The organism is Nostoc spongiaeforme FACHB-130 (assembly GCF_014698475.1).
Classification (GTDB): domain Bacteria; phylum Cyanobacteriota; class Cyanobacteriia; order Cyanobacteriales; family Nostocaceae; genus Nostoc_B; species Nostoc_B spongiaeforme.
The window spans coordinates 1-25,595 of the sequence record NZ_JACJTB010000053.1; the positions used below are offsets into that span (position 1 = coordinate 1).

Sequence of the window (25,595 nt, forward strand, 5' to 3'; positions counted from 1 at the left end):
GTGTCTAAAAATATCAGTGTTCTTATGTCTCTTAATTTTATAGCCTGAAAGTCATTCACCGCAGTACTTTCAGGCTATCTTGCCCCTGGTGACAGCTTCGCTATATTTACCCCAAAATAGTGGTTATGACTGCAAATAGCAGCCGAGATACCATTAACGCAGCAATTAGTAATGGCGCAGACTGCTACTACTGTAAAAATAATGCCAGGGAAGAAGTAGGAGAAAGATTCATTGAAGCAGTAATGGCTGCATACAATAATGAATCATGGATTGACCCAACTATTAATCGCATTTTGATTGATAATCTTAGGTCAAATGACACAGCCGATAGAGATTCACTAGATTTGTTAAGTGATTTCTCTAATAAAGAAATTACAGTTCTCAAATTAGCGGCTGGTGGCATGAAAAATAATGAAATTGCTAATGTCATGTATGTTTCCGAAGGTACAGTCAGGTCATATTTACATAATTCATTTATCAAGTTAGGAGTCAAAGATAGATTAAACGCTATCCGGGAAGCTATCCGCCTGGGAATCCTCAGCTTTGCAGACATGAAAATCGAAGAAGAAGTTACTCAAGCAACCCACACCAAAGTCAAAACCAACCAAAATAGTCAAAAAGATACAGTTAAAACAAGTAATAAGGGATACAAAGGCTGGGTTGCCTAAAAAATTAATCAACTGCAATTATGCAGCCACCTGAATACTTCTTCTGCTGACGGCAAGTTTTAATGATGGCAGCGTTTCTAACATAAATACTACGTGCTACCTTACCTTCATTAGATTTAGCCCAATCCAGAAGCTTTTTATCTTCGGGTTGTAAAATAGCAGTTCCAGAAACCGCCTGCTGAAAAGTTACACTTTCAGCAATAGTTTTGTATGTAAAAACACCAATTGTAGCTCCCAAAGCCAGTACAAAACCCAACACTCCCGCTACTTGTGCCAATCGCCAATTACTTACACCCAAGAAAGGCAACGCCCCGCCAGCTTGCTTAGTCATCTTAATTAAATCCTTAGCGGCTTGGGCGATCGCACTTTTTTGTTGTTGTATTGCCACCTTAGAAGCACTATTTAACTTATCGTCTACCATGTCAGTCCAACCCACCACAAGCGAGTCAAGCCTACCTGGTAGCTGCTGCAACGCAAATTGGGTTGTACCTAGTTCCGCGTATAGATTAAACAAGGGGTCATCAGGTCGAACACCTAATTTAAGTATCCAATCAGTAACCTCTGCTTTCTTTTCTTCAGAATATTCTGCAATAACTTTTTCAACAACTTTTGCAATATTAGTCATAGGTTGTTTAAACAGTTAATTTAAAACCTCACTGTCAATTTGGTAAAGCTCATACTTACCATTCTTCAGATTCAATATCTTCATTTACATCAAAATTGGAAGGATGTTGTTGATTTGTACCTACAGAAGCTAGTTCTGTACAGTGATTACCTAATCCTAAATAATTCAAAGCAATCTCATTAGAAACAATAGAATTATTAAAATTCTCTATCCAGTTGAATACTATTGAACGCTGAATAGTATTAAGAGGCGAGTTAGTTTCAATAAGTTGAGCATAGGGTAAACCAGTATCCTCAAGCAACTCGTAAAATTCGTTATGCAATCCCCCCAAAACTAGCTCCAAGCCATTTAATTTTTTAATATCAGCTTGGAATTGACTACCTTCATAGTATCGAAATTGCTTGCCAAAGTAATAATTTTTGATAACAACATAGTCAACTTGACTACCAAAATGCTGGTATAAATCCTCAAGATAATCTTCAACACAGTCTTTACGATGTGATATCGGGTGCAAGAAAGTAACACGATATCCGAAATGGTTAAGATTTTCTATCAGTGAAACATCTTTATCAAAAAACTTAAACTCTTGATGGTTTTGACCTGGCATATCTGTCAAAACTACATCAATATTTGGAAACATTTCTAAGTCAAGTAATAATCTATCTGAATCGCCCCTAGACAATCCCAAATGGTTTATTTCAAAACCTTTTGATTTATACATCGACAGTTTGTTACGATAACCGTGGTAGAAAATACGCGCATTGCATTTACTTTTCAAGTACAATTCCAGCAAGAGCCTAGAAGCTGTGGACTTACCCACACGAGCATCACCCGATGTAATTACAAAACGCTTTTTAAACATAATCAACCAAGCAAACTATTCAATTAAGCAGCTATATCTTGAGATGATAAATTTGCATCTTGGTTTTTAGCTTTTTCTTTTTCTTCGTTTTCTCTAAGCTCTTTAGATTTTTCCACAACTGCTGGGTAGTAACAGTCATCTGGTTGTATATCAAAACCCAATAAATTAAATGCTGGCTTAATTTGCGTTTCAAACTCAGCAACCCAAGATTTAATTCTTGACTTAATTACAATATTTGTTTCTTTATGAGTCTGACCTTCATTAAAGGTTAAAGCATGACGGTCAAGAAAGTCATAAGATTTGTAGAATAAATCTGGCATTACAAGTTCTATCAGACCTTCTGCAAGCATATTCTGACGTAGGGAAGAGTCATTATATCGCTCAAACTTTTCTTCTTCACCATGAAATAGATTTTTGACAACAATATAATCTACTTGGTCTTTACAAAGTTCACGAAGTTTTTCTAAAACATTTATAGAGTCAAGAACTCTACTAATGACTGAAACCATTGTCACTCGACAATTAATTTCAGTTTTTAAAACTTCAAAAAATGCAAGCTCTTTGACATAACTTTCAAAAAAACCTCCAGATTGTGCAGGTAAGTCTAATAATGTGATCGGACAATCACTCTCATCTAGATTAATTAATAGATCATCAGCACCACCTCTATGAAAGATATCAATATAACGTATTATAGGGCGGTAGTCTTTTTGAAAATATCTTTCTATCTGAGGATTCCTTAAGTCAGCTTCATAAGCAACACATGGTAGATTTTTATTAATGTAAAGTTGAAATATTGCTCGTGCAAAGGTACTTTTACCCACGCCACCTTTATCACCTGTTATAATTATCAGCCGCTTTTGAGGCTTGCCATTAGTATTGGAGGAAGTATTATTTGACATGGCTGGTTGTTCTTTATTTTTTCGCGTCATAATATTATTTACAAAGTAAATAAACTTTGTTGGATTAGATTGATGCCAATCTAAATTTTTAAATTTGTAAACACAAAGTCAATAAATTAAATTAATGAAATAAAGAAATCAGCAACTATATCGCTCAATAAAATTTTCCTAATTTATTTTGAATAAACTACTTTGATTATGTAACCTCTCGCTCAAAAAGCCTAGCAACAAAATTCCACATTAAATCAACATTTGTTGATATGTAAATTAGTCATAAATTTTATGTCGTTTAAAGTAACTTGACTTTCAAAAAGGGCATTATGATATTTTGATCGGAAATAATCTATGAGTGAAGTACGAGCTGATTATGATGGTGCTTGGAAGGAAGGTGTAGAACAATATTTTGAAGCGTTTCTTGCATTCTTTTTTCCAGAGATTCAAGCAAAAATTGACTGGGAGAGAGGCTATGAATTCCTTGAGAAAGAACTTCAGCAGTTGATGAGAGAATCTGAAATTGGTAAACAATTTGTCGATAAGCTAATCAAAGTTTGGCTAAAAGATGGAAAGGAAACTTGGTTGCTGATTCACCTGGAAATCCAAAGTCAAGTAGATACAAACTTCCCTAAACGGATGTTTTCTTACCACTACAGAATCTTTGACCGTTATAACCAAGAAGTTGTTAGCTTGGCAATTCTGGGGGATAATCAAGCCAATTGGCGACCACAAGAATATAGTTATGGTCGTTGGGGATGTCGATTGAGTCTTCAGTTTCCCATTGTCAAGCTACTGGACTATGAATCTCGTTGGTCAGAATTAGAACAAAGTGATAGTCCTTTTGCTGTACTGGTGATGGCGCACCTGCGGACACAAGCCACAACTCAAGATTTAGCAGGCCGATTGCAATGGAAGTTGAGCTTAATTAAACGAATGTATGAGTTAGGCTATAGTAGAGATAAAATCCAGCAAATCTTCCGGTTGCTAGATAGATTAATGACTCTACCACCGGAGTTAGACTTAAATTTTCAAGCCGAATTAGAGCGTTTTGAGGCTGAACAGCAAATGACATACATGACAAGCATAGAACGCATAGGTATAGCAAAAGCTACCCAGAAATATATTGCTCAAATCCTAACAATTCGATTTAAAGATGTTCCTACTGAATTAGTAGAAAAACTAAATGAATTATATGACATTGAGTTATTGAATCAATTGTTAGAAAAAGCCGTAACTACAAGTTCAATATCTGAGTTTGGGCAACAATTAAGTCAAGAAAATACAAATACATAGTTTTAAAGTTACACGGAACGCTAGCCGTATAGTCATAAATTCTAACTACCAGCTAACTTTGTTTGCTTTCAAATACAAATTAATTCTCCAATCAAATCTGCTGCTCGTTCTCCATGTTTTTGTTGAATAGCGTCCTTGTACGGCAAGCAATCTTCACTTAAAAAGTCGCGGATAAATAGAGAAAAATTAAATCCTCTTTTCGAGTCCACATATTCTGCTAATTCAATATTAAATAACGATTTAAATTCATCCTCTCTTTGTTTGAGTGCTGAATATTTAGTTAAATTGTTGGCTTGGAAAATTGGTTCAACTGCTTGATTAAACAGTTTTTCCATTAAGATATCTTTCATATTTTCTTCTATATTTTTGTACTAAATTTTACTCACAAGTATAATAACTTCTGTAAAGCTGAATCACCTCTTTTTGTGCAGTTAAAATCCAAAATAACGAACATCTTACCGCCTGATGTCCCTCATCTTTCCCAAAATTTTTCGCTCTCTAACTCCAAGGAAAATGGTAAACATCCAGGATTGGCAGTCGCCCACTCCTTAGCTTCTGCAATTAGAGTTTCGTTACCCGAATCGAGGTAGAATTGCATTTTGGCACGTTGCTCTAAGCGATCGCGTTCTTGAGTGCTGAGAATACGTCCCGTGATTAGGCGGTATTGGTGTACCTTAGCCCTAGCTTGGTTGAGAGCCATTAGCCGCAGTTTTGTTACTCGCTTGAGTTCCTCGATGCGGTAGGAAACATCAGCAGTCTCGTCACCAACAGATGCACCCTGCAAGCCGTTGTTGGCGTTTTGGAGTGGTAGCTCTGGTGGAACTTCCTGTGGTGATTCTGGTGCAACCGCAGCAGGTATCGAAACTACACCCAGCCCATTATTCCCCGTGTTAGATAAGTTTTGATTATCAACTTTTGACGACGTGCCGGAGCTACAGGGGTATATAAAATCCTGATGAGAACTGAGTCCATTTAATTGTAAAATGTTTGTATAAACTGAATTCTCTAATTGATTGCTGGTTTGATTTGAATTAATTTCAGCAGTATTAAAAGAATTTATGAATTCAAGATTTTCCACCGACTGGATTAGAGCTGAGTCTGACTGAGAAACATCAGGTTGTGCAACTTCCTCTGCTGACTCCAGCCCTTGGGGGGCTGTAGCAGCAGGAGGTAAGCAAAAAACCTTCATATAGAAAGAATGAACGTAATTACTTATTCCACAAGGATTTTGAGTATCGTGTTTTACAAATGAGCTTTGAAATTCGTAAAATTGCCCGTTCTCGCTTGATTGATAAGGGTTTAAGCTATTTTCTGCCCAAGGGTCTAAAATGTAGCGTGTGGGATGCCACAAATGTAAGTGCTTTTGTAGTGTCTCTTGAGAGATAGTTTTGTTAAAGCGGCGTTTATACTCAGCACGTATAGCTTTTGCCCGTTCAGTAGCCCCTCCTGGTAATCCACTGTCCCACTCTATTGCTGTTACTACTATCTGGATGCGTCTTTGGGCTTGTTGGCTGCGTTCCCAATTCTGCTGGTGGCGACGGTCAAATGAAATTACGTTATCTTTGGGTTGATCAATCCTGCTAACACCTGCTATTGCTTCTGCAAATGTATTGGCGAATGTACCCAACAGCCGTTCGGGATAACTAACGTAGGCACTGTACCATTTGTTACGAATTGTGCATCCTACCCAATGCCGTACTCTAGCTTCGATTTCATGTTGGTGTCGGCAATATTGCTTATAGCCAGGGGCGTTAATTGCAGTGGAAAGACAAAATTCGACTAATTTATCGCCTCTTAAGTCTAGAAAGACGATTCCGTAGCCTGCAAAGATTTGTAGGAGGGTGTTTGTTTGTCCTTGTCCTGTCCAACCGATCGCAATTATTTCTTCCCAGTTGGCACGCCACTGTGCAGCATCAGCAGACTCTTGCTTACGATATCTCTCCCGTGCAATTTGTTTTTTGGCTTTGTTCGCTACCCGTTTTAATTTGGTTAAATCTTGCCGACTGGCGGCGCGATCGCAATAATCGAGGAAGATAGAAACGGAATCGCTAATTGGTTGTAAGTCATCATCAAGTAAAAATGACCCGCTACCCGGTTGCATGGGACAACGGATGGCTTTGTAGTTGGTTATTTGTTTGGCACTATATGGTTTAGTGTTGGGGAAGATTTCTAGGTGTCCTTGGCGCAGAATAAAGCCTGCATTTCTCAAAGTAATTTCTAAGGCGCAAGCTACGGCAAAGGTGGGCAGGGGAGATGCAAAGTTTAAAATCAAGTGATAACCACCACTAAAGCTGGACTGGAGAATGACGATATCGACTATGCCAATGTCCTCTAGTGCGGCTTTGATGCGATTTATAGATTCAATGTTATGGTAGTCGCCACAAAAGTCTAAATCGATCGTGGCGTAACGGGTTGTGTTGTCAAAACGCAGCCCTACTAATTTTGACTTATCTTGGTGCAACTTCCACAGTTGCGAGGGTTGCAGGTAGTAATCGATGGTACGCCATGCTGGTTTTGCACCTTCTACTAAAGAAGGGGCAACTATCGCCCCAAATGGATGCCAAAAACGCTCTACGTAGCGTTTACCCACAGATTCTGCGGGCAGGTGGGGTTTGATTTTCTTTTTTACAGGCTGTGAAAGACTTAATTGGGGCCTGTTATCAACATCTGCCCCGAAATCTTCTTGGAACATGAGTGACTGTCCTGATGGTTTTAGTGCATCAGGTAGCCTCGCTGTTGGTCAAAATGTGTTAGCCTAAATTTGAAATTTTTGTTTTATTAAGCGGTTGGTTATCCGCTTGTTGGAGACGACTGGTAATCGTCTCATGGCTGAAAGCAAACAGAGGTTACACTTGTTTAGGCTTAGACATATGTAGGCTTAGGCTAAGATTTAGTCCAACACGCTTCACCAACAACAATGCGGCTACCCAACTTTTTTTTGAGAGCTATTTAAATAGGTCAGTTCTAGCGAAGTTGTGACTAAATCTAGAAAATAGTTTTGGAATAAGAATGCAAAGCTAGTAACACCTAAAAGTGTCACCAAAAACTGACAGAGGTTAGTACAATGGGTGAAGATGAAATTACACTCCACCAACGAATTTAAAAACAAAAAACAGTCAAATATATCCATACGAGTTCGGCACCCAAAATATGAACTCGTACTGCAATTAGTATTGAGATGCTAATCTATTAGGTAACGTTAAATTGTGGGATAAATTCTCTGCTAGATTAACGGCTCACAGCTACCTATGCAGCACGAATATTATCCTTTTTTCTATTTGTAGACATTTCCATTGCTTGCATTTGGCTCTTATAATCCTCCCAAGTTTTTTCAAATACGTCAGATTCATACATCCGCAATAAAACCTCCTCTTTATCAGTTAAATTTGGTAGTTTTAACAACTCAGCTAAAGATACCTGAACTGGAAAAACATCCCTAAACTTTTCCATTAAGTGAAGAATTCTTGCTCTCTGTTCCGCAGATGGTTCATCTTGCAACTCCGCATCAATCTGTCGCGGACGTAGATTCACAATTTCCAGGTTCATATTTACTAAATTCCTCAATCCAAACACAACAAATTCATTAGTTATACCAATAACACGCCCCACGATTTCCAACTCTGTCCGCAGTCTTTCCTTAAATTGATATACTTGACCAATTTGGAAACGCCGAAACGGATTGCGATCGCCATTCCGCATCCAAGCGATACCATCACTTATACTACCTATCTCGTCTGCTTCAATCAGGTCTATAACCTGGTTACAGATATCTTGATTGCAAACAAACTTGTAAGCTGCATCAATACTCCGGTTAAATTCCGCCTCCAGTGCAACAACTGCCTTAAATTTTTGCAAATCCCGTAATTGAGAAATATATTCAAAAACTTTTTTACCCTTGTGATAACTGCCAACACTTATCCTTAGATTCTCTGATACCTCCCGAATTACAGGTTTGCCCTTATTTAATTGAGAGTTACTCTCATCTATCGAAGTGTTCAAATTTGAATACTTCGATTCATTCAAACGACGAGCGCTTTCCCTCTGTCTTTCTTTCGCTTGGGGACGAAGTACGCTCTCCCAGTACTGCCCTTCGTGAAATTTTTGGTAATGAGTCTTTCCGCCTTCGCGGTGGAGATTAAAATCAAGCACTAATTTCAAATCTTCTTCAGGCGAACTAGACTCGACAAATTCTACTTTCACAGCAGAAATTCCCAACTGGCGGGCTATCTGCAAACGACACTTACCTGCTAAGACTACATTTACACCAGTGCGTGCAGATACCTTTAAAGATTCCAGAATCCCTTTTTCCGAGATACTTTTTTCTAAAGCGGGACGAACCTCATTTTCACCGTATATTTCTATCAGCTTCGGATGAACAACTAACTCCGCAGGAGAAATATATACAATTGCCGGACTATGCACCTCAGACATATTGATACTCCGGGTCACAAATTGCCTAAAAAAGATAAGTTCAATTTTGAAAAGCCTGAGCAGAAAGCAGGAAAACTCAAGCAGCAGGACTGATGGCACTTTCTACAGTGAAAGTGATATTATTAGAAAATAATTAATTTTTGTAAATAATGAACAATTAATTATCAAACAATCTCCCGAAGAGAATTTTTGCAGTAGAAAACTATTATTATTAACCCATTTAAAACCAATTTCATTGAAGAGATATTTTTTGGTGTTATTTTTGGGAAAAATACATCTACCGAAAGAAAGATTTGTAAAACTGGCTAAACTCATGATATGATGTCTCTAGTTAATTAAATTGACAAAACAATGTTCCGCCTTGTTTTACTAACAGGTGGGCTTGTTTTCTCCTCAAAGCCCTGGTGCAAACAGGGCTTTGGGTGGGTTTTTAGAAAAAATGAACGCTACAAAAAGAGTATATCAGGCTTCATTCCATTTGGCAAAATTGTACAGTAAAGAGGGGTAAATTTTTAGATGCCTCATCTTCATATATTAAATTCTCTTGAAAAACAAGCACTAGAACACATAGCGGCAACGAGCAGCGATGAAGTTAGCAAAAGAGCGAAAATTCTGCTAGGGCTAAACGAAGGCAAAAAATATGTAGCTTTAGCCCAAGAGATTGGTGTAACCGAAAACTCAATAGCAAAGTGGAAGAAAAGATGGACATCAAGTACCATCTTGTCAGAAACCCAGGAGTCGGCGATCGCAAAAGCTAATGAAGTATTGGGTGTCAACGTAGGCAGACCTAAGAAGTGCAAAAGTACAGAGGCAAGCAAAATTGTCGAAATTAGCGAATGGAGCAAGAACCGAAAACCTAGTCGTTCCAAGCACCACTACCATATGCAGGTAGCAGAAGAAGCCGCTAGGAGAGGTTTACCAACACTATCGCCAAGAAGTATAGGACGCATTTTAGAAGCTCAACCTTAATAGAAAGAGTCATCAAGCAAGTATTATCCTAGCCCAAGGGAGTAGTTTTGCAATCCCAGTTTTTACCGAGGCTTTTCACCAAATTCTAATTCTAAGCAAGCATTTCCACACACTCGACCACTTGAGCAGAGGTCACTTGTTGCGCGATCAGAAAGTCAACGAGTCCATCGAGTTTTTTACGGTTGTAGACGGTAGAATAGCCTTGAATTCGGCGTTCTTTGCAGAACTGTCGCAGTTTCCGCGCACCTAAATCCAAAAGCTTCTTCCTTTCTTCCTTAACATCTACCAGCACAAGCTGTCTAGCTTCATCCGCAACCCCAGTTTCAGCAACTGGCGGTGCAGTTTCAATAATCGAAGATTCTGGTTTAGAAAATTCTTCCCGAACAGAAACAGCGCCAACACCAGTCAAATCCCCATGAGTTTCCAAAACTAGGAACTCTTCAGAAATCACCCCAACGCTATTACTAACTTGAAGTGATACTGATTGAGCAGGGACAAATATCACATAGAAGATTGGGAAGACCATCAAAAACAACTCGATTGGAAACAAAACATCGTTAACAGATTGCACAAAAGGCGATATTGCAAAAGCAGACATAATGTGATTCCTCCATGAATTACTGATGGGCGGCGTTATGGCGGCTTACCACCCAGTAGCGGGGGAAACCCCCGTACTGAGTGAAAGCTTGTATACGTATCCCAACCAATAGCAGGAGGAAGGAGGATAAAGTGCCTTTTTAAGCAATTAGATGAACTAAGTTTTCCAAAATTTGCACCTGTTAAATTGGAAAAATTACCAGTTCAAGATACAGAAATTGCAAAAATGCGAAATGCGATTTTTCCGGCTTGTACTCGCAGCTTTTAGAAACTTCCTTATTTATCTCAATACTCCAGATTTTTTACTCTTAAGGTAGTTAACGTAGCTAACCAAGTTGTAGTTATATCTGAGTTCTTGAGGAACGAAAGTTGAGTAAGGATGCAGCGATACACCATCACGACGAAAGCAATGACAGGGCGCATATATATCAAAAAAGATAGATATTTCATCACCATCAACTTCGATTTGAGCTATGCCCTTGAGTTCCTTTGCAAACTCTAAAACTCGTCCTGTTGCTACGTAGTCAAAGACCACTACATTTCGAGTACGGAAATACTGGATGTAAGAAAGAAGTGTTGCTTCCATACCAAGCTCAAGCAGTCTGTCAGAATGTTTAAGCAAGATACCGGAATAGGAAAAAGAAAACCTACGGTTAGCGTATTCATCCCACAAGATAAGATTGCCGTAAAATTTGTAAATATTCGCTTGATTGGACGATATTTCTCTATTTAAATTTTCGACAACAGCATCATCTTCAAATGGAAACAACGCCTTACGTTCATCCCATTGTTTATCTGGACAGCAACTATGTTCTAAACATCCATATGGATGAATCCCACAAACAATATTATTGGCACCATGCAGTAACTTACACCCAGCACATACTTGTAAATAGCAAGAACTAAATTCTTCGCTATTAACTGCATTAATATAGCGTCGGTGTATATCTAAATGCTCCTCTAAAGCTTCATAAGGTAAAGGTTTATATGAGGAGAATGTTTGTCCAATTAATCTGTCTGGATCTGTTTCATCATAGATTACTGCCAAGTCGTCAATTTGGTGAGAACGTAGTTCTTCGTAAAGTACGAATTTCCGATATGTTTCTTCCTCAAATCTACAAATAACCAAGCACTTTGAATCAGAATGTCTTTCAAAATTCATCACCGTGTAAGTGTAAATTGAAGGCAGACAATCAAAATTTTCAAAGCTCTCAGTTTTTGTTATTACAAGCGGTTTTATGTCAGCTATTTTTGCAGTTTCTCTACTCGAATTAGTTTCCTCCGATTCTTCAACAATGCTGAAGAAAGCACCGCCCAAGGAAGCAAAAATAATTCCAGTAAAGCCCAATACAATAGCACCAGTGCCAATATAGGCAATTTGTTCAGAGCGTTCTTCCTCAACTATTGGGAATCCGCCCCTAGCTAAGTACAATAAGCCCAAACCAGAAAAAGTTGCTACAGTGCCTAAAGCAATAGCAGTCAAAGACACCATTCCAAAAGCAGCATTAAAGTTCCTCAAGCAATTAAACGCAAACTTCTTGAACATAATTCATCCCTCCAAAATGCAGGTCACAAGGTTTTTAATTACTCTCGCCCCGGCACAAATTGGGATTTGCTGAGAACTACACTACTAACCTACCCCTTACTCTATTAACAATTCCAAAACTATTTAATAGATTCGTAATAGTTAATTTTCAGTCTCAGTAGTAGTTTCATTCCCAATGGTGATAGCAAGAGTCGAACTTGCTTTGTTGCTTAAAACAACAATCTACCCGAACTGAAATATCACCAAATCACAATATATAGAAATAACATATCTACTTTCCAAAAGTCCAAGTATTAGTTTCGTTTAATTCCAATTCTTCAAAACAGTTAGCAAAACCCGTAAAATGAAAACATCTTAGCGGCAGCCGAGATATTAATAGTAAAGAAAAATTTTCTAGTTGAGCCAACTGTTGTAATCTCAATAAATCATTGCTAAAACTATCGCTCACAAAGTGCAACCTATCAAAATTATCAATTACAAGTAATCTATTTAATCCATCAGATAATTCGCTTATTATATTTTGCCAATCCTGCTGGTAGTACAAATCAAAACTCATAGGAATAACATCAAATAGATGAACCACACTAAAAGGATATTCAAGATTAAGATAAACAGACTTTAAAGTAATATCTTTAAGTAAACAGTTTTTAACAGTAAAAGTCTTACCAATATCCTGTTTACCCCATAAATTAACATTCTTGCCTGCATTTAGTTCACCAATCAACCAAGTATATTCTTTATAACGTAACATTACTATTCTCCTTTAGAGAAACTACAATTGGCTTGAGATTAAATGTGTGATTTTTTGCTTGTGTCTTTCTAAACTTTTTCTAGAAAATTTGTTAGATACAATAAAATTATCTAATAAAAAATCAGGTGATTGTGAAAGTCTTAATAGCACACCATCATCACCACTACTGCGATGATAGTAATGTACAACAGGTGATTGGATAACTGTCAGATTATCGTTACGAATTGCTCGCCCTGTAACTAGCCCATCCATAATAAATTTAGCGGCAGCAGCTACATTATCACTATCTCGTGCAAAATTTTTGAGATACCAATGAAACTCAATCCACACTGTACTATCAAAACAAAATTCACATTCTCTAACAAATTCACCAATTAAGTTTGTCCAATACTTCTTAAGTTCAGCACTAGCTTGCCAACTTGACCGTGCCTGGTTAATAATTTCGTTCATACAAGGGGGTAAAGGCATGGTTAGTTCAAATATCATCTTCACCGCCACCTTTAAAGTTATTTAAAAATTCTTCGACAACGTTTCTAAATTTCTTGTATGACCTACCATCTTGACGGGATAAATTGAATACTGCTTTGACAATTTCATCAAGTTGATAGCCCTTTTGATGCAAATTCATAATTGAGTTTCTTGCTTCTTCGTCAAGCTGCACCTTAAAACTAAAACTGCCCTCAAAATCAGTCTTAGACTGCTTAGTTTTAGTAGCAGTAGTGGCTTTAAATTTACCATTATCATTACTACGACTCTCGCCATACAGACTAGCGACAAATTCATCAAAATCTAATCCAGATTTCCATGCTGTATAAGGATCGTTATGGTTTTTTGCTTCCAAGAGTAATTGCTGGAAGTATTCAGGGTCTTCATCGTCAGCAACATATAAAGCTTGGAGTCGTAAAACTTCAGTCGTCTTGTACAAAAAATCACCGTATCCCAGCAAATAAACTGCACGCTTGTCTTTATCGTCCCCCAGGATAATACAACTATCTTCAGGGCGGGTTGTAACAAAGGCTGTCTTCGCTGGAAAGTTTGAGCGAATCAACGGGTCTATCACGTTTTTGTCAGGTCGCTGGGTATATAACAATACATGAATCCCCGCACCACCTGCTTTTGCAAGCAACTTCATCAGCGCAGTCTCAATGCGATCGCAGTAGTTATCATCGGAAAGTAGGTCAAAACACTCGTCAATTAGACAAATTACTCGTGGCATAACACAATTAGGTGCGAACCGTGAGTTGTACTGTGCGATCGTTTCAATGCTGCTGTGGCGCTCAAATTCCTGGTAGCGCAATTCCATTTCTTCGACTAAGTAATCAAGCAAGTTAGCGGTAGACTCTGCATCACGCGCAACTGGGGCTACAAGATGGGGAAGCCCATCAAATTTACCAAAGGTCACACGTTTAACATCTGAAAGTGCCAATCGCACAACAGAAGGGGGATATCGTCGCACTAAGTATAAGATTGCTGCTTTCTCAAACTGTGACTTTCCACCCCGCGTCCGCCCACCACCAAGGATATGGGTCACGTTATCGCTATAAAGGGGGATTTCGACATAAGTGCCATCAACATCAACACCACCAGGGATAGACACCGAATAAATATCAGGTTCGCCCTCAAAAGTAAAATAATCACGAAAATAAGCAAATTGTCTATCTAACCGGGGTATGTCAAATACAACTCCCCCAGGCACTACACTGACCATTGGCGCAACTTTTAAGCCTAATTCTTCACCAAGCTGCTGTACTAAGTCATTACCTATGTCTTCTACTTTTTTATAACTAACACCCCGTCCGAGTTTTACCCTAATACGGTTAAAAGTAGGGCCATTTTTGGCATCAATATACTTAGCATTAATATTAAAATCTTCTAAAGTATCAACTAATAGTTTTCCTGCTTGTCCCATAGTTAAAATATTTGAATTAACAGTCTCATTATTAGCAATTTCACTATTTAAATATTTAGGTTCTTTTAAAAGAATTGAGCCATTACCTGTCACTTTTAAATCTAATGGTTTACCTGTGGCACGCGCAACAAGCACTGCCGTTCGACAGCAATAGTTTTTAATAAAGTTATCTCTCGATTTATTTGCTAAATCAGTAAAATAACCAGTTCCTTTATTGCTCAAAAATAAATTATAAAGATTCTCCTGAACTACTTTATAACCAATCTGCTTGAGATAAATATTTTTGATGGATTCTATATATTCAAATAAAGATTCTATTGGCGAGATGCTAACTATCTCAATCATTTTTTGATACACGTTATTTAGCTCCCACTGTGAGGGCATTCGATTGAGATGGATATATTCAAGTGCATAACGTACAAACTCGTACTGATTTAAAGTACAATGTTCTGCACATATTGATAATATTTCATCATCGTTTGTACCTGCAATTACTGATTCATATATTACCTGAAATAAAAATTCTAAGTTAAATTCAACAACTGGACGTGATAATTTTGCTCTAAAGTCAATCTGCTTTAAAACAGTTTCAGCATAAAAAACCATTGCGTCCGGTAAAGCTTTCCGTACATTCTCTACAATCACTTCATTGCTCAAACCATCCTGTTTAGCCTGTACAATTGCAGTCCAAAGCTGTTGTTTTTGAAATTCAGGATTAGTATTATTGTCATTGTATGGTAGTAACATTACTAAGTTTCACTTTCTAGAAATTTCAAACTTTTGTAAATGTTGCTGATAATAAGTTCTTAGTTGAGCAATTGATTTAGCATTTTGATTGTAATTATTACAAGGAAACGAAGCCCAAATTCTACCTACTTTGCATACAGCAGTATCAAACCTTCCTGCTTCAATGTCACTTAAAGCATTATTACGACGAATATATTCAATTGCCATCTTGTCCTGAGAAGCTGGACTAAAATCTTTTAAGTTTAACTTTGGCTGAAGATCATACCAACTTATATCCAACATTTGATAAGCACCAGCCGCAGTCGAACAAACATTTTTACCATTAATAGGAGCGCACTGTTTCTTTAACGGGTGCGTAGAAAAATCATTAAAAGTTCCGTTAAACACTAACTTGCGATAACTTTCTGGCTCACTGGTTCCTGTTTCTGCCCAACGAATTGTTGCTAAAAAAGCACTCAAACGTGGTGAATAAGGATGTGGTAAGTAATCTCTGGTACTAACTCTTCCTTTTAAACTATTTGACGACAATGAAGAAACACCAGTACTTTGAGAAATTGAAAAATAAATTCCCAAAGTAATTAAGGAAGCAGTTGACAAATGAATGGGTTGAAAACGGGATATAAATTGATGACGAGGACTGAAAATCAATCCTACTAAACCACCAACAATAAACCCAAATTTCCAACTATCAACTGCCTTACCGAAACTACGCACTTGGCAAACACTATCCGCACCCTTGGATACCAATCCACATGGCAGTGAAGCTACTCCGAAAGAAAATGCAACAGAGCAGGCTGCACCAACCACACCTGATATAAAAATCGGTACAATTTGCATTGCTCTTGCCAATAGCTAAATAACTTTCAACGATTAGCTAAATATTCTTGTAAATAAGGACGGGGATTCTGCGGTACACCATTAACTTGAACCTCAAAATGTAAATGCGGCCCCGTCGAAAACCCCGTACTACCTACTGCTGCAATCATCTGCCCACGGACAACTTGTTGTCTCTGCTGTACATACAGCTGACTGGCATGACCGTAGAGAGTAGATAAACTTCCCTGATGCTGAATAATAACTGCTTTGCCGTAACCATCCTTGTCACCCGCAAAAACTACTCGGCCAGCATCAACCGCATAAATTGGCGTACCCTTTGCTGCACCAAAATCAATTCCCCTGTGAAACTTGCGATCGCCTGTAATGGGGTGTGTCCGCCAACCAAATTCACTAGTTACAGGAGTACCAGCAGCAATTGGAAAGGCAATTCGACCGTTATTTGAAACCCTATTGCCAACAACAGTTCTAGGTAGTATTAGATTCTGGAGAGATTTAACTAACAGTTGAGATTCAATCCATCCAGAAACCTGGGGAATGACCATAGCTGCAATGACAACTGAGGTTGCGATCGCATATCTCCAACTTTCACTCGAATTAGTATCGGCTGTCTCATCCAAACTAGTTACAGTCGAATTACTAACCTCCTTTTTACCGTCAGTTTCAAAGATTATTCGCATTGTCTCAACGCCTTTTTGCATTAGCAGGAGAAACCTGCCAACAACCAATCTTTGCAGTACTCAATACTTCCTCAAAATCATTCTGAGCTACACGGCAATCAGGAGAATTTAGGCCATCTCCGGATGTGGCAGATTCCTTAACTTTAGGGGAATAGCGAGTAGAGACAGGATTAGAAGACATATTTACGCCAGGTGCAGCAGTAGAAACAACTGTTGGCGATAAAAATTGAAGCTTTTGTGCCAATGCCACAGCATTACGCCAGTTATAAAACTGCAAATATCCCGGTTGCAAGATATCTGCAATCCATACCAGCAGTACGAACCAAAAAATTGCCTTTACCCACATTATTCCAATTGCTTAACCACAGGCAGGGCAAAAGAAGGAACTTCCTTGGGTACAACTTCAATCTTCTTCCCAGCTGCATATCCTGGCCCGGTGTAACTGCCATTAAGGAGAAAATTCAACAGCATTATTAATAACCACACTCCTACAGCAGCAACACCCACAGGAGATTTAATTACATCAGATAAAAAATATACTGGATACCAGCCAAATCTCCAGGGATTCTGTGGATGCAACCTATGTGCTTTCCAAGTCTCAATATAGGGAATTTCTATCTGAGGAACTCTCGGCTTATAAGCAGTAGGTGCATTAATATACCTAACTTCTACGGGTTGAGTATCATAAGTGGTCATAGGAGAAACGCTAGGTTGCTGATTTATCATTCCTCCTTGCTGTACCTGCTGCAACATATTTTGCAATCGATTGGCAGGCACAATTGCTCCACCTTCAGAATAATCAACATCAAAATTACGGCGTTGATTTCTACTCATAGTATTACCTCAAATTAACTAACTAGCTGGCGGGTTTATTATTTATTTGGGAGTTAGTATCTTCCCAAAAATCTTCATCTTGAAGTTGAGCGTAAAACTCTTCTGGAGATAACATTACAGGTTGATTTTGCACTCCATCTTCCACAAACTCACTACTATCTACTCGCCCTAATCCAGAAACAGCAGAACGAGGAGAAAATTGAACAACATTTTTAGCAGAAAACTCGTTATTAAATCTCATCCCAGGAGGCGAAACTGGGGGGATTAAAGAAGGCTGAATATCAGTATTAGGAACACCAGCATGAAGTTGTTGATTGCCAGAATTTCCCAAGTGATCAGACACTGCATCTGTTTCTTCAACTGCATTGTTATAGTCAGAAATGCCCCAACTCAAGAAACAAGCAAACCCAGCCAAAAATATAACTGCACTCATCCAATGCACTCCTGAATTGGGAGATGGCATCATCTCAACCGTTGTCCGAGTTGAACCTTCCAGGGTAGTACGAATAGGGGTACGTTTGACTGCCGCTACAACATTGAGCGAACACAAAGCTATGCAAATTATCGCAGCAGCAAACTTGACATACATGACATCACTCCCCTGATTTATTAACAGGCTTTCTATTAAAAATTGGATTAGGTAATTGCTTCTTCATTTGTTGGAGATATATTCGCCTTTCCTCCTCCTTCTGGCGTATTTTCTCGCGGATATCTGCCACCTGTGCCATCTGCTCTACTGGATCTAAATACCCCCGCGCCCGTAATAGCTGCGCCTGTGCAAGCGAGTATGGCTCTTGAGCATTCCTAATCTGAATTAGCATTTGATTCAGATCGACCGATGGTTGAGATTCCAAATTCTGGGCGTAATCAATCGCCTCTAATTTACCCAAGATCAACACAGCAGCAGCACCGGTTGGTATCTTCTCCTCAACTTTCGTACCATCGGTTTTGTGGTATCCCCAGTAAAAACTATTATTTCCAGAAGCCGCTTCTAGTAAAACATCCAGCGAGTTGAATTTAACTATCTCCAGTGCTGGCATATAGTGAAGGCGGTAAAACCCAGATTTTTCGTTAGCTTGCATTATGGATATTTCACCCCGCAATTGCTGTCCCCACAATGCCGCCGCTAACTGTCGCCAGCCTGTAAGAGTAGGCGCACCTTCTACAGAGGAGTAACTGGATAGATGGTCTATATTGTAGTCAGTACGGGAAAGCTTTTCTAAGTACACTTCTCGAATTTGGGCAACTTGCGCCTTTACTTGCTGTACCTCCGATATTTGATTACCTGGAATTTGTTGCTTCCATCCAACCATTAATGCAACCGCCCCAATCACAGACAACGCACTAACCGTCGAACAAACCGTCCACAGGGTGACATTTACCTTTTGTCTTCTTCGACTTGGTTGTTTATTTCGGACAGGTGTAGGAGTAAACATAATTTACCCCTCACGTATTATCAACAACCAACTGCAACTGAGGGCGCTTGTTTAACTCGCGTGCGATCGCAATTCCTGCACCACCCACAACTATCCCGGTTAGTAGTAACAGAGGGTGCAAGGCAAGCGTGGCCCCCACTCCTAATAGCTGTCCTACCATCCCAGAAACACCCAGGTTCATCAACAAACCACCCGCAGTGTTAACCAAAAAGTCAAATGCTGCACTCATGCTTACTCCCTGGTAAACCAAATAACTACTAGTGCCAGAATCAAACCAACTAATTCACCTATGCATACACCTACCAAAATTGGCTGGATGCTGTAAATCTCCTGTTTATCCTGCGTTGGGGGAATCGCTACCCATGTCCCAACTACAGTACCAGCTACTACTGAAAGTAAATTTATACCAACTGCTTGGGTAGATGTTTTTCTCAAATTAAGTAAACTCTCATCCCGTATTCGATAGCAGATGGGTAGCATCTGGCTAACTATTTCTTCGGAGATTGCCCGGTTTTCAGCTGCGAGGACTTCAACTGTCTGGGCTGTGGTGTCGATGTACCGACCAACAGAGGATGAGTCTCTTCCCCCCAGTTCACCTTGCCGAAAAAATCGTTATCGATGCGCGAATTGATTCGCTCTTGCGCCTGGTCGTAACCAGCCGCAACGGAAGTATTACCTTCAGCCAGCGAACTACTGCCATGAAAAACAAATTCTTCTAGAGCAAGTGTGGAAGATTCAAGCACCACTTTATGGCGTAATTCTCCTAACTGAATACCCCTGTCTGCATCCCGATAAAGTATTCCTACAAAACTATCGGGAGAAGCCTGTTCTGGATCTACGCCAAATCGCTGTTTAATATACTCGCGCTTGTCGAATTTATGTTCGCCTACTTCTGATTTGCGATCGCGCATTGCAATCAAGTGCTGGGCAGCTTCTTCCAGGGACATACCTTCACGAGAAGCTATCTCTTTAAGTTGAACTAATTGCTGTTCGATTGTTTCGTCAAGCGTATCATTTGGCTGCAAAGCTAAATCTAATAACCTACAGCAGGTACGTACTACATCAGGCGACACCTGCAAAGTCTCTGCCACTTTGTTGATATGCTTCATTGCGCTCAATTCTCCTAATTACTGATTGCACAATTGGGTTGTTTTTTTCTTCATCAGATATATGCTTGGTCAAAAAGTTATAAAGGGTTAGGCCATTAACTTTTTGTAAATAAGCATCTAAGCCACCAGCAGGAATTACTTGCTGTAAATATTCCTTATACGTCAACCGCCGAATTTTGGTAGCAACGTAAAAAACATCAGCAATCTCAACTGTTGCCGCATCAAAATATCCTCCCCGCTTTCGCGGTTTTACTATACCGGCATAGGGATACCACTTTTGTAAAGCAGAGATTGAAATCCCGTATCTTTCGGCAAGTGTTTTTTGGGTGTAGATAACGTTTTCACATATCATCAAACTCAAGTCCAAGTGAAAGACAACATCAATGAGAAGCGAATTAAACTAGCACATTACTAAATTGTTTGTAGATTAAAAAATAATTTACCAAATATGCCAGTTTAGTACAGGTATAGCTCAACTCAAATACATCTATATTTCAACCTAGCTCCAAATAAACTACACACTAGCCAAGTTACATACTGCCTGTTGATAATGCAAGCACGTTTGTATATATGAGTGAAGAAAGGTCGAAAGTGAATGTTTAGGTAAGAAACTGCTTTTACAGAAATGTATAGACAAAAATAAAATTACTGAAAGTTGATGTTTAAAAAATAACAATTAAATGTTAAATGATGTGCTTATAAAGAATAGTCAGCGTGTTAGAAATTAATCTGTTTTGAAATTTTTGGCTAGAACACCAATCCATAAATACAAAAAAAAGACTGAAAAATCCTCTTTTAAAGTCTTTTACAACGAAAATTCCTTGTTGCAACCCAACGAAACCTAGTTTTTTGTCATGATTACGAATACTGAATTATTATTCTATTTTTGTGTATCAATTATAGTTCAATTGCAAACAATACTCTGTTTCTATTTATACCTTTTAAAATAAGTATATGAAAACAATTGCTAACACAAAAATTACTACGTAGTGAAGGACAATTTAGCGAAAATGGTAAATAGTGCCGCTATTGCGTCTACTTGGTCACAGCGAGTGTTGGGATGTTTGGTTATTAATTGCGTAAATCTACTGAACTACTAGTACTATTTTTTCGATTATCTTTGATAGGAACTATTTAGAGTAAAGGGCTATATTGCCATGTGTGTAAATAAATTTTTCAAGCCTAGAAAACACCTATGAAGTCATCTTGATATTTTTATTTATAAAAAATATTTAATTACTAACTGTTACTGGAAAATATAGTGGCGTAACTAATGCCCACATTGACGATTAACCAACGCCTTGATGCACTACTGCCAAAGTTGCAAGATTCACGCCTACTGAGTAACCGTGGCATTGGTAACGAAATTGGCTTTTATATTTTTGATTATGATGCTGAATATGAACCACTGGTACAGCGATACATTGAGCGCCTGAAGTCGCAATTAATGAGTCCGCCCAGTGAAATTATTTTGCTAGAAATCGACCTTTATAAGACTATCCTCGACATTCTGGAAGAACGGCGGGTACTAACAAGGGCTTTTGAGTTGGAAGCAGCTAAGGGAAACGCTGCTCTAGCAAAAACCATTGCCCCCCTTGTGCGACCTGACCAGGTTATTGCCTACATCCAACAGAAACTTACGGGGAATGAACAGCTTGTGATTATGACCGGGGTTGGTGCTAGTTGGCCCCTTTTGCGATCGCACAGCATTCTCAACAACCTACATCCCGTGCTGGACAAAATTCCGTTGGTGATGTTCTTCCCTGGTTCCTACGATGGGCATGAACTACGCTTATTCGACACCTTTAAAGACGACAACTACTACCGAGCTTTTCCTCTAATTCCCCACCAAGAACATCACCTATGAATATCGCTGAACTCTTCCACAAAGACATTCACCGCAACATCAATGGCGTAATTAAAGTTGGACAGCAGGACAGCGAGAATATTCGTCAGGAATTGGAAGAGTACGTTGTTACTAGGGAACTGGATAAGCATTTTCGTACTTTCTTTGAACGCTATACCACTGCTTTGGGCAGTCCCACTGACAAAATGGGGGTATGGATCTCAGGGTTTTTTGGCTCCGGAAAATCTCACTTTTTAAAGATACTTTCCTACCTATTAGCTAATCGGCAATTGGGCAGTAGCTGTGCTTTGGACTACTTTGATGAGAAGCGCATACCCGATCCGATGTTGCTGGCCAAGATACAGCAAGCAGCACGCAGTTCTTGTGATGTAATTCTGTTTAACATTGACTCAAAAGCTGACGCTAATAATAAAAACGATAAAGAAAGCATTACCAAAGTCTTTCAAAAAGTCTTTGATGAGCATTTGGGCTATTTTGGAACAGTTCCAGCCATTGCTGAGTTTGAACGTCAACTAGATCGCCAAGGCAAGTACGAAGCTTTTCAAGAAGCTTTTTTGGCAGAGACGGGAATGGAATGGAAAGAAAACCGGGACGCCTGGGGCTTTTATCAAGATGCGATCGCTCTTGCATTACAAACCAGCACAGGTATGAGTACAGAGGCGGCTAACCGATTGCTGGATTTAGGTGAGCATAACTATACCTTAAGCCCAGAGAAGCTTGCTGGCATGGTGAAGCAATATCTCGAAAGCATTGGGACTAAGCATCACCTGGTGTTTATGGTGGATGAAGTAGGACAGTATATTGGTGAAGACAGCAAACTGATGCTGAATCTCCAGACTGTTGTCGAAGATTTGGGTACTCACTGTCAGGGACGAGCTTGGGTAGTGGTAACTTCCCAAGAGGCAATGGATGAGATTACCAAAAACAAGATTAAAGGTGAAGACTTTTCCAAAATTATCGGTCGTTTTTATCGTCCACTGAATCTGTCTTCTGCTAATACCGATGAAGTAATTAAGTTGCGATTACTGGGCAAAACTGATGCTGCACGAACTGGGTTAGAAGCTTTGTATAACCAGAAAGTCGCTATCCTAAAAAACCAAATTGCTTTTACTCAGGACAGCGCCGATATGCCGGGATATAGCAATGCCCAAGATTTTATTGCTGCTTATCCCTTTGTCCCTTACCAGTTCAACCTGTTACAAAAGGTTTTTACTCAAATTCGCATCATGGGTTCTGCGGGGAAACATCTAGCATCAGGAGAGCGATCGCTATTAGATGCGTTTCAGGTGGCTTCTCAAGCAGTAGCAGGACAACCCCTTGGCGTGCTGGTTCCGTTCCACACTTTTTACATGGCAGTGGAAGGGTTTTTGGACGGGATTATCAGCCAGGTAATTATTCAGGCGGCTCAAAATCCGCAACTACAGCCTTTTGATATTGACCTGCTAAAAACCCTGTTCATGGTCAAGTACCTGAAGGAAATTCGAGCAAACTTGGATAACTTGACTACCCTTAGCTTAAGTAATATTGACCAAGATAAGCTGGCATTGCGGCAGCAGGTAGAAGCGGCGTTAGGGCGCTTGGAACGTCAAACTCTCATTCAGCGCAACGGTGATGAATATATTTTCCTCACCCATGAAGAGCAAGACATTGGCAGGGAAATTAAAAATACTCAAGTTGATTCGGCAAAAGTTCTCAAAGAACTGCAACAGCTTGTTTGGGATTCAATTTTTACTGACAAGGAATTGCGATACAGCCAGCGTCATAGGTATCCATTTAATCGCAAGCTGGATGAACAAACTTTTGGGCAACAAACTAACGACCTGACCCTGCATATTGTTACCCCCTACGCCGAAACTTATGCTGCCATGCAGGATGATGCTTTCTGCATTGGAATTACGGGTTCTGGTTATGAAGTATTAGTACGATTGCCTGATAACCAACGTCTGCTGGATGACCTCAATACCCTAGTTAAAACAGATGAGTATTTACGGCTGAAAAATAGCAGTAACCTCAGTCCTAGCATCCAAAGAATTTTAATCTCACGGGGAGACGAAAATAGCAAGCGTCGTCAGGAATTGAAAGTTATCTTGGAAGATTTGATTACCCGTGCTGATGTATTTGCCTATGGGAGTAAGCTAGAGATTCGCAACCGAGACGCTAAAAATGTTCTCAGTGAAGGACTGACCTATCTGGTTGACAATGTTTACCAAAAGCTCCGTTATGTGACTAGCGGTTTTGAAAACGAAGACCAGGTGAGCAATGCCCTAACTCGCGACAGCCAAGAACAGGATATCACAGGACTTCCTGCCAATGCTGCTGCTCACAGTGAAATGCGTGGTTGGTTAATGGATGAAGCCCGTGTTCACCGCCAAGTTAGCATCCGAGCATTAGTAGAGAAATTTTCGAGTCGTCCCTATGGTTGGTCGGAATTAGATACTTTGGGCGTAATGGCGGAACTCGCTAATAAAGGTGTGGTAGAACTGCGACACGCCCAAGCTAATGTTAATTTACGCGAAAAGGGTCTGGTTACTCAGATGCGATCGCGCAAAGGAATGGATCAATATACCGTGCGACTTGCTGATGTAATTGACCCCGCAAGTTTGAAGATTGCTAAAGATATGGCCAGCGACCTACTCAATGGCAATTTGTCTAGCGATCCACAGGTACTTTTTGAATTTTACAAAAATGCTCTGGGGGAGCGTTGCAAAGAACTGGAAGGCTGGTTGACCCAAGCGGAAACTGGGCTACCCTTCGCTGAATTATTACGTACCAACTTGGCTATCTTGCGTGAACTGCTAGCAAATGACGGTGCGGCTGAGTTTTTCCGCACATTTCGCCAGCGACGGGATGAAATAGAAGAACATATCGAGGATGTGCAGAAGTTGCGATCGTTCTTCAAAACGCAAGTTAACTTGTTCCAGCAAGCCCGGAATGACTTGAAAGCTTTAGAACCAGAACTGCGTCATATCAGCGACCCTGATTTGCTCAAGCGGGTGGATTCAGTAAAGCAAATTTTGGCAATGTCTGACCCAACTGCCAAGATTCCAGAATTAGCAATGCTGCTCAAACCCGTTAAGGAGAGGGTGCAGGAAACGCTAACAAATCAAATCTACCAAGTGCAGACTAAGAGTCAGACGATGCGGGAGAAATTAGCTGAGTATGTAACTTCCGCTCACCAGGACGTTTCTGCCCAGCTAGACCTCACAAGTATTACCCAAGATATCGAGCAAGTCGTCACCTTTGTACCCACCAGTATCGATTCTGCGATCGCTCGTCAAAGTGAACTAGATCACATCCTCCCACAATTGCTGCAAAAAGTAGATCGGCAAGCCAACGAAATAATTCAGCGTCAATCCAAAAACGGTAGTTACAGCCAAGCAACCTGTGTCAAACCCATCGTATCAGTGCAGGTAGCGAGAGTTGCAACTAAGTCTCTACTAGAAACACCCCAAGACGTTGATGTTTATGTAGAGGCGTTGCGGAAAACACTATTGGATGAGATCCAACAAAATCATCGCGTGCGCCTTGAGTAATCTCACTT

26 protein-coding genes are annotated in these 25,595 nt (G+C 39.6%); 5 read left to right on the top strand and 21 right to left on the bottom strand.

Annotation, left to right across the window (positions count from 1 at the left end):
- Positions 1–125 precede the first annotated feature (125 nt).
- On the top strand, positions 126–668 hold the full coding sequence (locus H6G74_RS26590) for a response regulator transcription factor (protein WP_242051356.1): 543 nt from the start codon (positions 126–128) through the stop codon (positions 666–668).
- Between the two features lie 4 nt (positions 669–672).
- On the opposite strand, the gene H6G74_RS26595 is transcribed toward H6G74_RS26590, so the two are convergent.
- The 3 genes from H6G74_RS26595 to H6G74_RS26605 are packed head-to-tail and all read right to left on the bottom strand — an operon-like array spanning position 673 to position 3,087.
- The gene (locus H6G74_RS26595; RefSeq protein WP_190970504.1) at positions 673–1,293 is read right to left on the bottom strand and encodes a DUF6753 family protein; all 621 of its coding nucleotides are present in this window, start codon (positions 1,291–1,293) and stop codon (positions 673–675) included.
- A 55-nt stretch (positions 1,294–1,348) separates the two neighbouring features.
- The gene (locus tag H6G74_RS26600) at positions 1,349–2,155 is read right to left on the bottom strand and encodes a hypothetical protein (protein WP_190970505.1); all 807 of its coding nucleotides are present in this window, start codon (positions 2,153–2,155) and stop codon (positions 1,349–1,351) included.
- Between the two features lie 23 nt (positions 2,156–2,178).
- A complete protein-coding gene (locus H6G74_RS26605) occupies positions 2,179–3,087 on the bottom strand; it encodes a chromosome partitioning protein ParA (protein ID WP_190970506.1) in 909 nt (302 codons plus the stop codon).
- Between the two features lie 315 nt (positions 3,088–3,402).
- Here H6G74_RS26605 and H6G74_RS26610 point away from each other — a divergent pair, with 315 nt between their 5' ends.
- Entirely contained in the window at positions 3,403–4,344 is a 942-nt protein-coding gene (locus H6G74_RS26610; protein ID WP_190970507.1) for an Rpn family recombination-promoting nuclease/putative transposase, read from the top strand.
- 68 nt (positions 4,345–4,412) lie between these two features.
- Here H6G74_RS26610 and H6G74_RS26615 read toward each other — a convergent pair whose 3' ends face one another.
- The 3 genes from H6G74_RS26615 to H6G74_RS26625 form a co-directional block, all read right to left on the bottom strand.
- Positions 4,413–4,694, bottom strand: a complete 282-nt coding sequence (locus tag H6G74_RS26615; protein ID WP_190970508.1) for a hypothetical protein — start codon at positions 4,692–4,694, stop codon at positions 4,413–4,415.
- A 122-nt stretch (positions 4,695–4,816) separates the two neighbouring features.
- Positions 4,817–7,036 carry a hypothetical protein gene (locus tag H6G74_RS26620; protein WP_190970509.1) on the bottom strand — a complete coding sequence of 740 codons (2,220 nt, stop codon included), beginning with the start codon at positions 7,034–7,036 and terminating at the stop codon, positions 4,817–4,819.
- Positions 7,037–7,590: 554 nt separating this feature from the next.
- Positions 7,591–8,775, bottom strand: coding sequence for a hypothetical protein (locus tag H6G74_RS26625; RefSeq protein ID WP_190970532.1), 1,185 nt, complete (start codon positions 8,773–8,775; stop codon positions 7,591–7,593).
- Positions 8,776–9,291: 516 nt separating this feature from the next.
- On the opposite strand from H6G74_RS26625, the gene H6G74_RS26630 reads away from it, so the two are divergent.
- Positions 9,292–9,744 carry a helix-turn-helix domain-containing protein gene (locus H6G74_RS26630; protein ID WP_190970510.1) on the top strand — a complete coding sequence of 151 codons (453 nt, stop codon included), beginning with the start codon at positions 9,292–9,294 and terminating at the stop codon, positions 9,742–9,744.
- Between the two features lie 91 nt (positions 9,745–9,835).
- Here H6G74_RS26630 and H6G74_RS26635 read toward each other — a convergent pair whose 3' ends face one another.
- The 15 genes from H6G74_RS26635 to H6G74_RS26705 all read right to left on the bottom strand — a co-directional run bounded on the left by H6G74_RS26635 (position 9,836) and on the right by H6G74_RS26705 (position 20,539).
- The gene (locus H6G74_RS26635) at positions 9,836–10,342 is read right to left on the bottom strand and encodes a hypothetical protein (protein WP_190970511.1); all 507 of its coding nucleotides are present in this window, start codon (positions 10,340–10,342) and stop codon (positions 9,836–9,838) included.
- A 279-nt stretch (positions 10,343–10,621) separates the two neighbouring features.
- The gene (locus tag H6G74_RS26640; RefSeq protein ID WP_190970512.1) at positions 10,622–11,887 is read right to left on the bottom strand and encodes a hypothetical protein; all 1,266 of its coding nucleotides are present in this window, start codon (positions 11,885–11,887) and stop codon (positions 10,622–10,624) included.
- Positions 11,888–12,158: 271 nt separating this feature from the next.
- Positions 12,159–12,638 (bottom strand): ATP-binding protein, encoded by a 480-nt coding sequence (locus tag H6G74_RS26645; protein WP_190970513.1) that lies wholly within the window; start codon positions 12,636–12,638, stop codon positions 12,159–12,161.
- A gap of 21 nt (positions 12,639–12,659) precedes the next feature.
- The gene (locus tag H6G74_RS26650) at positions 12,660–13,124 is read right to left on the bottom strand and encodes a hypothetical protein (protein ID WP_190970514.1); all 465 of its coding nucleotides are present in this window, start codon (positions 13,122–13,124) and stop codon (positions 12,660–12,662) included.
- Positions 13,114–15,294 carry a DNA translocase FtsK gene (locus H6G74_RS26655; RefSeq protein ID WP_190970515.1) on the bottom strand — a complete coding sequence of 727 codons (2,181 nt, stop codon included), beginning with the start codon at positions 15,292–15,294 and terminating at the stop codon, positions 13,114–13,116. The genes H6G74_RS26650 and H6G74_RS26655 overlap by 11 nt, the downstream gene beginning before the upstream one ends.
- A 9-nt stretch (positions 15,295–15,303) precedes the next feature.
- Positions 15,304–16,131 (bottom strand): glycoside hydrolase family 24 protein, encoded by an 828-nt coding sequence (locus H6G74_RS26660; protein WP_096542713.1) that lies wholly within the window; start codon positions 16,129–16,131, stop codon positions 15,304–15,306.
- 26 nt (positions 16,132–16,157) lie between these two features.
- Positions 16,158–16,808: a M23 family metallopeptidase gene (locus tag H6G74_RS26665; RefSeq protein ID WP_190970516.1), complete on the bottom strand. Its 651-nt coding sequence runs from the start codon at positions 16,806–16,808 to the stop codon at positions 16,158–16,160.
- Between the two features lie 4 nt (positions 16,809–16,812).
- On the bottom strand, positions 16,813–17,154 hold the full coding sequence (locus H6G74_RS26670; protein WP_096585442.1) for a hypothetical protein: 342 nt from the start codon (positions 17,152–17,154) through the stop codon (positions 16,813–16,815).
- Positions 17,154–17,642 (bottom strand): hypothetical protein, encoded by a 489-nt coding sequence (locus H6G74_RS26675; RefSeq protein ID WP_190970517.1) that lies wholly within the window; start codon positions 17,640–17,642, stop codon positions 17,154–17,156. Before H6G74_RS26675 ends, H6G74_RS26670 begins: the two co-directional genes overlap by 1 nt.
- Before the next feature lie 22 nt (positions 17,643–17,664).
- The gene (locus H6G74_RS26680) at positions 17,665–18,231 is read right to left on the bottom strand and encodes a hypothetical protein (RefSeq protein WP_190970518.1); all 567 of its coding nucleotides are present in this window, start codon (positions 18,229–18,231) and stop codon (positions 17,665–17,667) included.
- Between the two features lie 4 nt (positions 18,232–18,235).
- On the bottom strand, positions 18,236–19,078 hold the full coding sequence (locus tag H6G74_RS26685; RefSeq protein WP_190970519.1) for a phage terminase large subunit family protein: 843 nt from the start codon (positions 19,076–19,078) through the stop codon (positions 18,236–18,238).
- Between the two features lie 10 nt (positions 19,079–19,088).
- Positions 19,089–19,307 carry a hypothetical protein gene (locus H6G74_RS26690; protein ID WP_011316696.1) on the bottom strand — a complete coding sequence of 73 codons (219 nt, stop codon included), beginning with the start codon at positions 19,305–19,307 and terminating at the stop codon, positions 19,089–19,091.
- 2 nt (positions 19,308–19,309) lie between these two features.
- The gene (locus H6G74_RS26695) at positions 19,310–19,558 is read right to left on the bottom strand and encodes a hypothetical protein (protein ID WP_190970520.1); all 249 of its coding nucleotides are present in this window, start codon (positions 19,556–19,558) and stop codon (positions 19,310–19,312) included.
- A gap of 8 nt (positions 19,559–19,566) precedes the next feature.
- Complete coding sequence (locus H6G74_RS26700; RefSeq protein ID WP_242051357.1) at positions 19,567–20,187, bottom strand: hypothetical protein; 621 nt, start codon at positions 20,185–20,187, stop codon at positions 19,567–19,569.
- The gene (locus H6G74_RS26705; RefSeq protein ID WP_010994008.1) at positions 20,141–20,539 is read right to left on the bottom strand and encodes a hypothetical protein; all 399 of its coding nucleotides are present in this window, start codon (positions 20,537–20,539) and stop codon (positions 20,141–20,143) included. The genes H6G74_RS26700 and H6G74_RS26705 overlap by 47 nt, the downstream gene beginning before the upstream one ends.
- Positions 20,540–21,460: 921 nt before the next feature.
- Here H6G74_RS26705 and H6G74_RS26710 point away from each other — a divergent pair.
- Together H6G74_RS26710 and brxC are read left to right on the top strand one after the other, a co-directional pair.
- Positions 21,461–22,054 carry a DUF1788 domain-containing protein gene (locus H6G74_RS26710; RefSeq protein ID WP_190970521.1) on the top strand — a complete coding sequence of 198 codons (594 nt, stop codon included), beginning with the start codon at positions 21,461–21,463 and terminating at the stop codon, positions 22,052–22,054.
- A complete protein-coding gene (gene brxC, locus H6G74_RS26715; protein WP_190970522.1) occupies positions 22,051–25,587 on the top strand; it encodes a BREX system P-loop protein BrxC in 3,537 nt (1,178 codons plus the stop codon). Before H6G74_RS26710 ends, brxC begins: the two co-directional genes overlap by 4 nt.
- Positions 25,588–25,595: the final 8 nt, after the last annotated feature.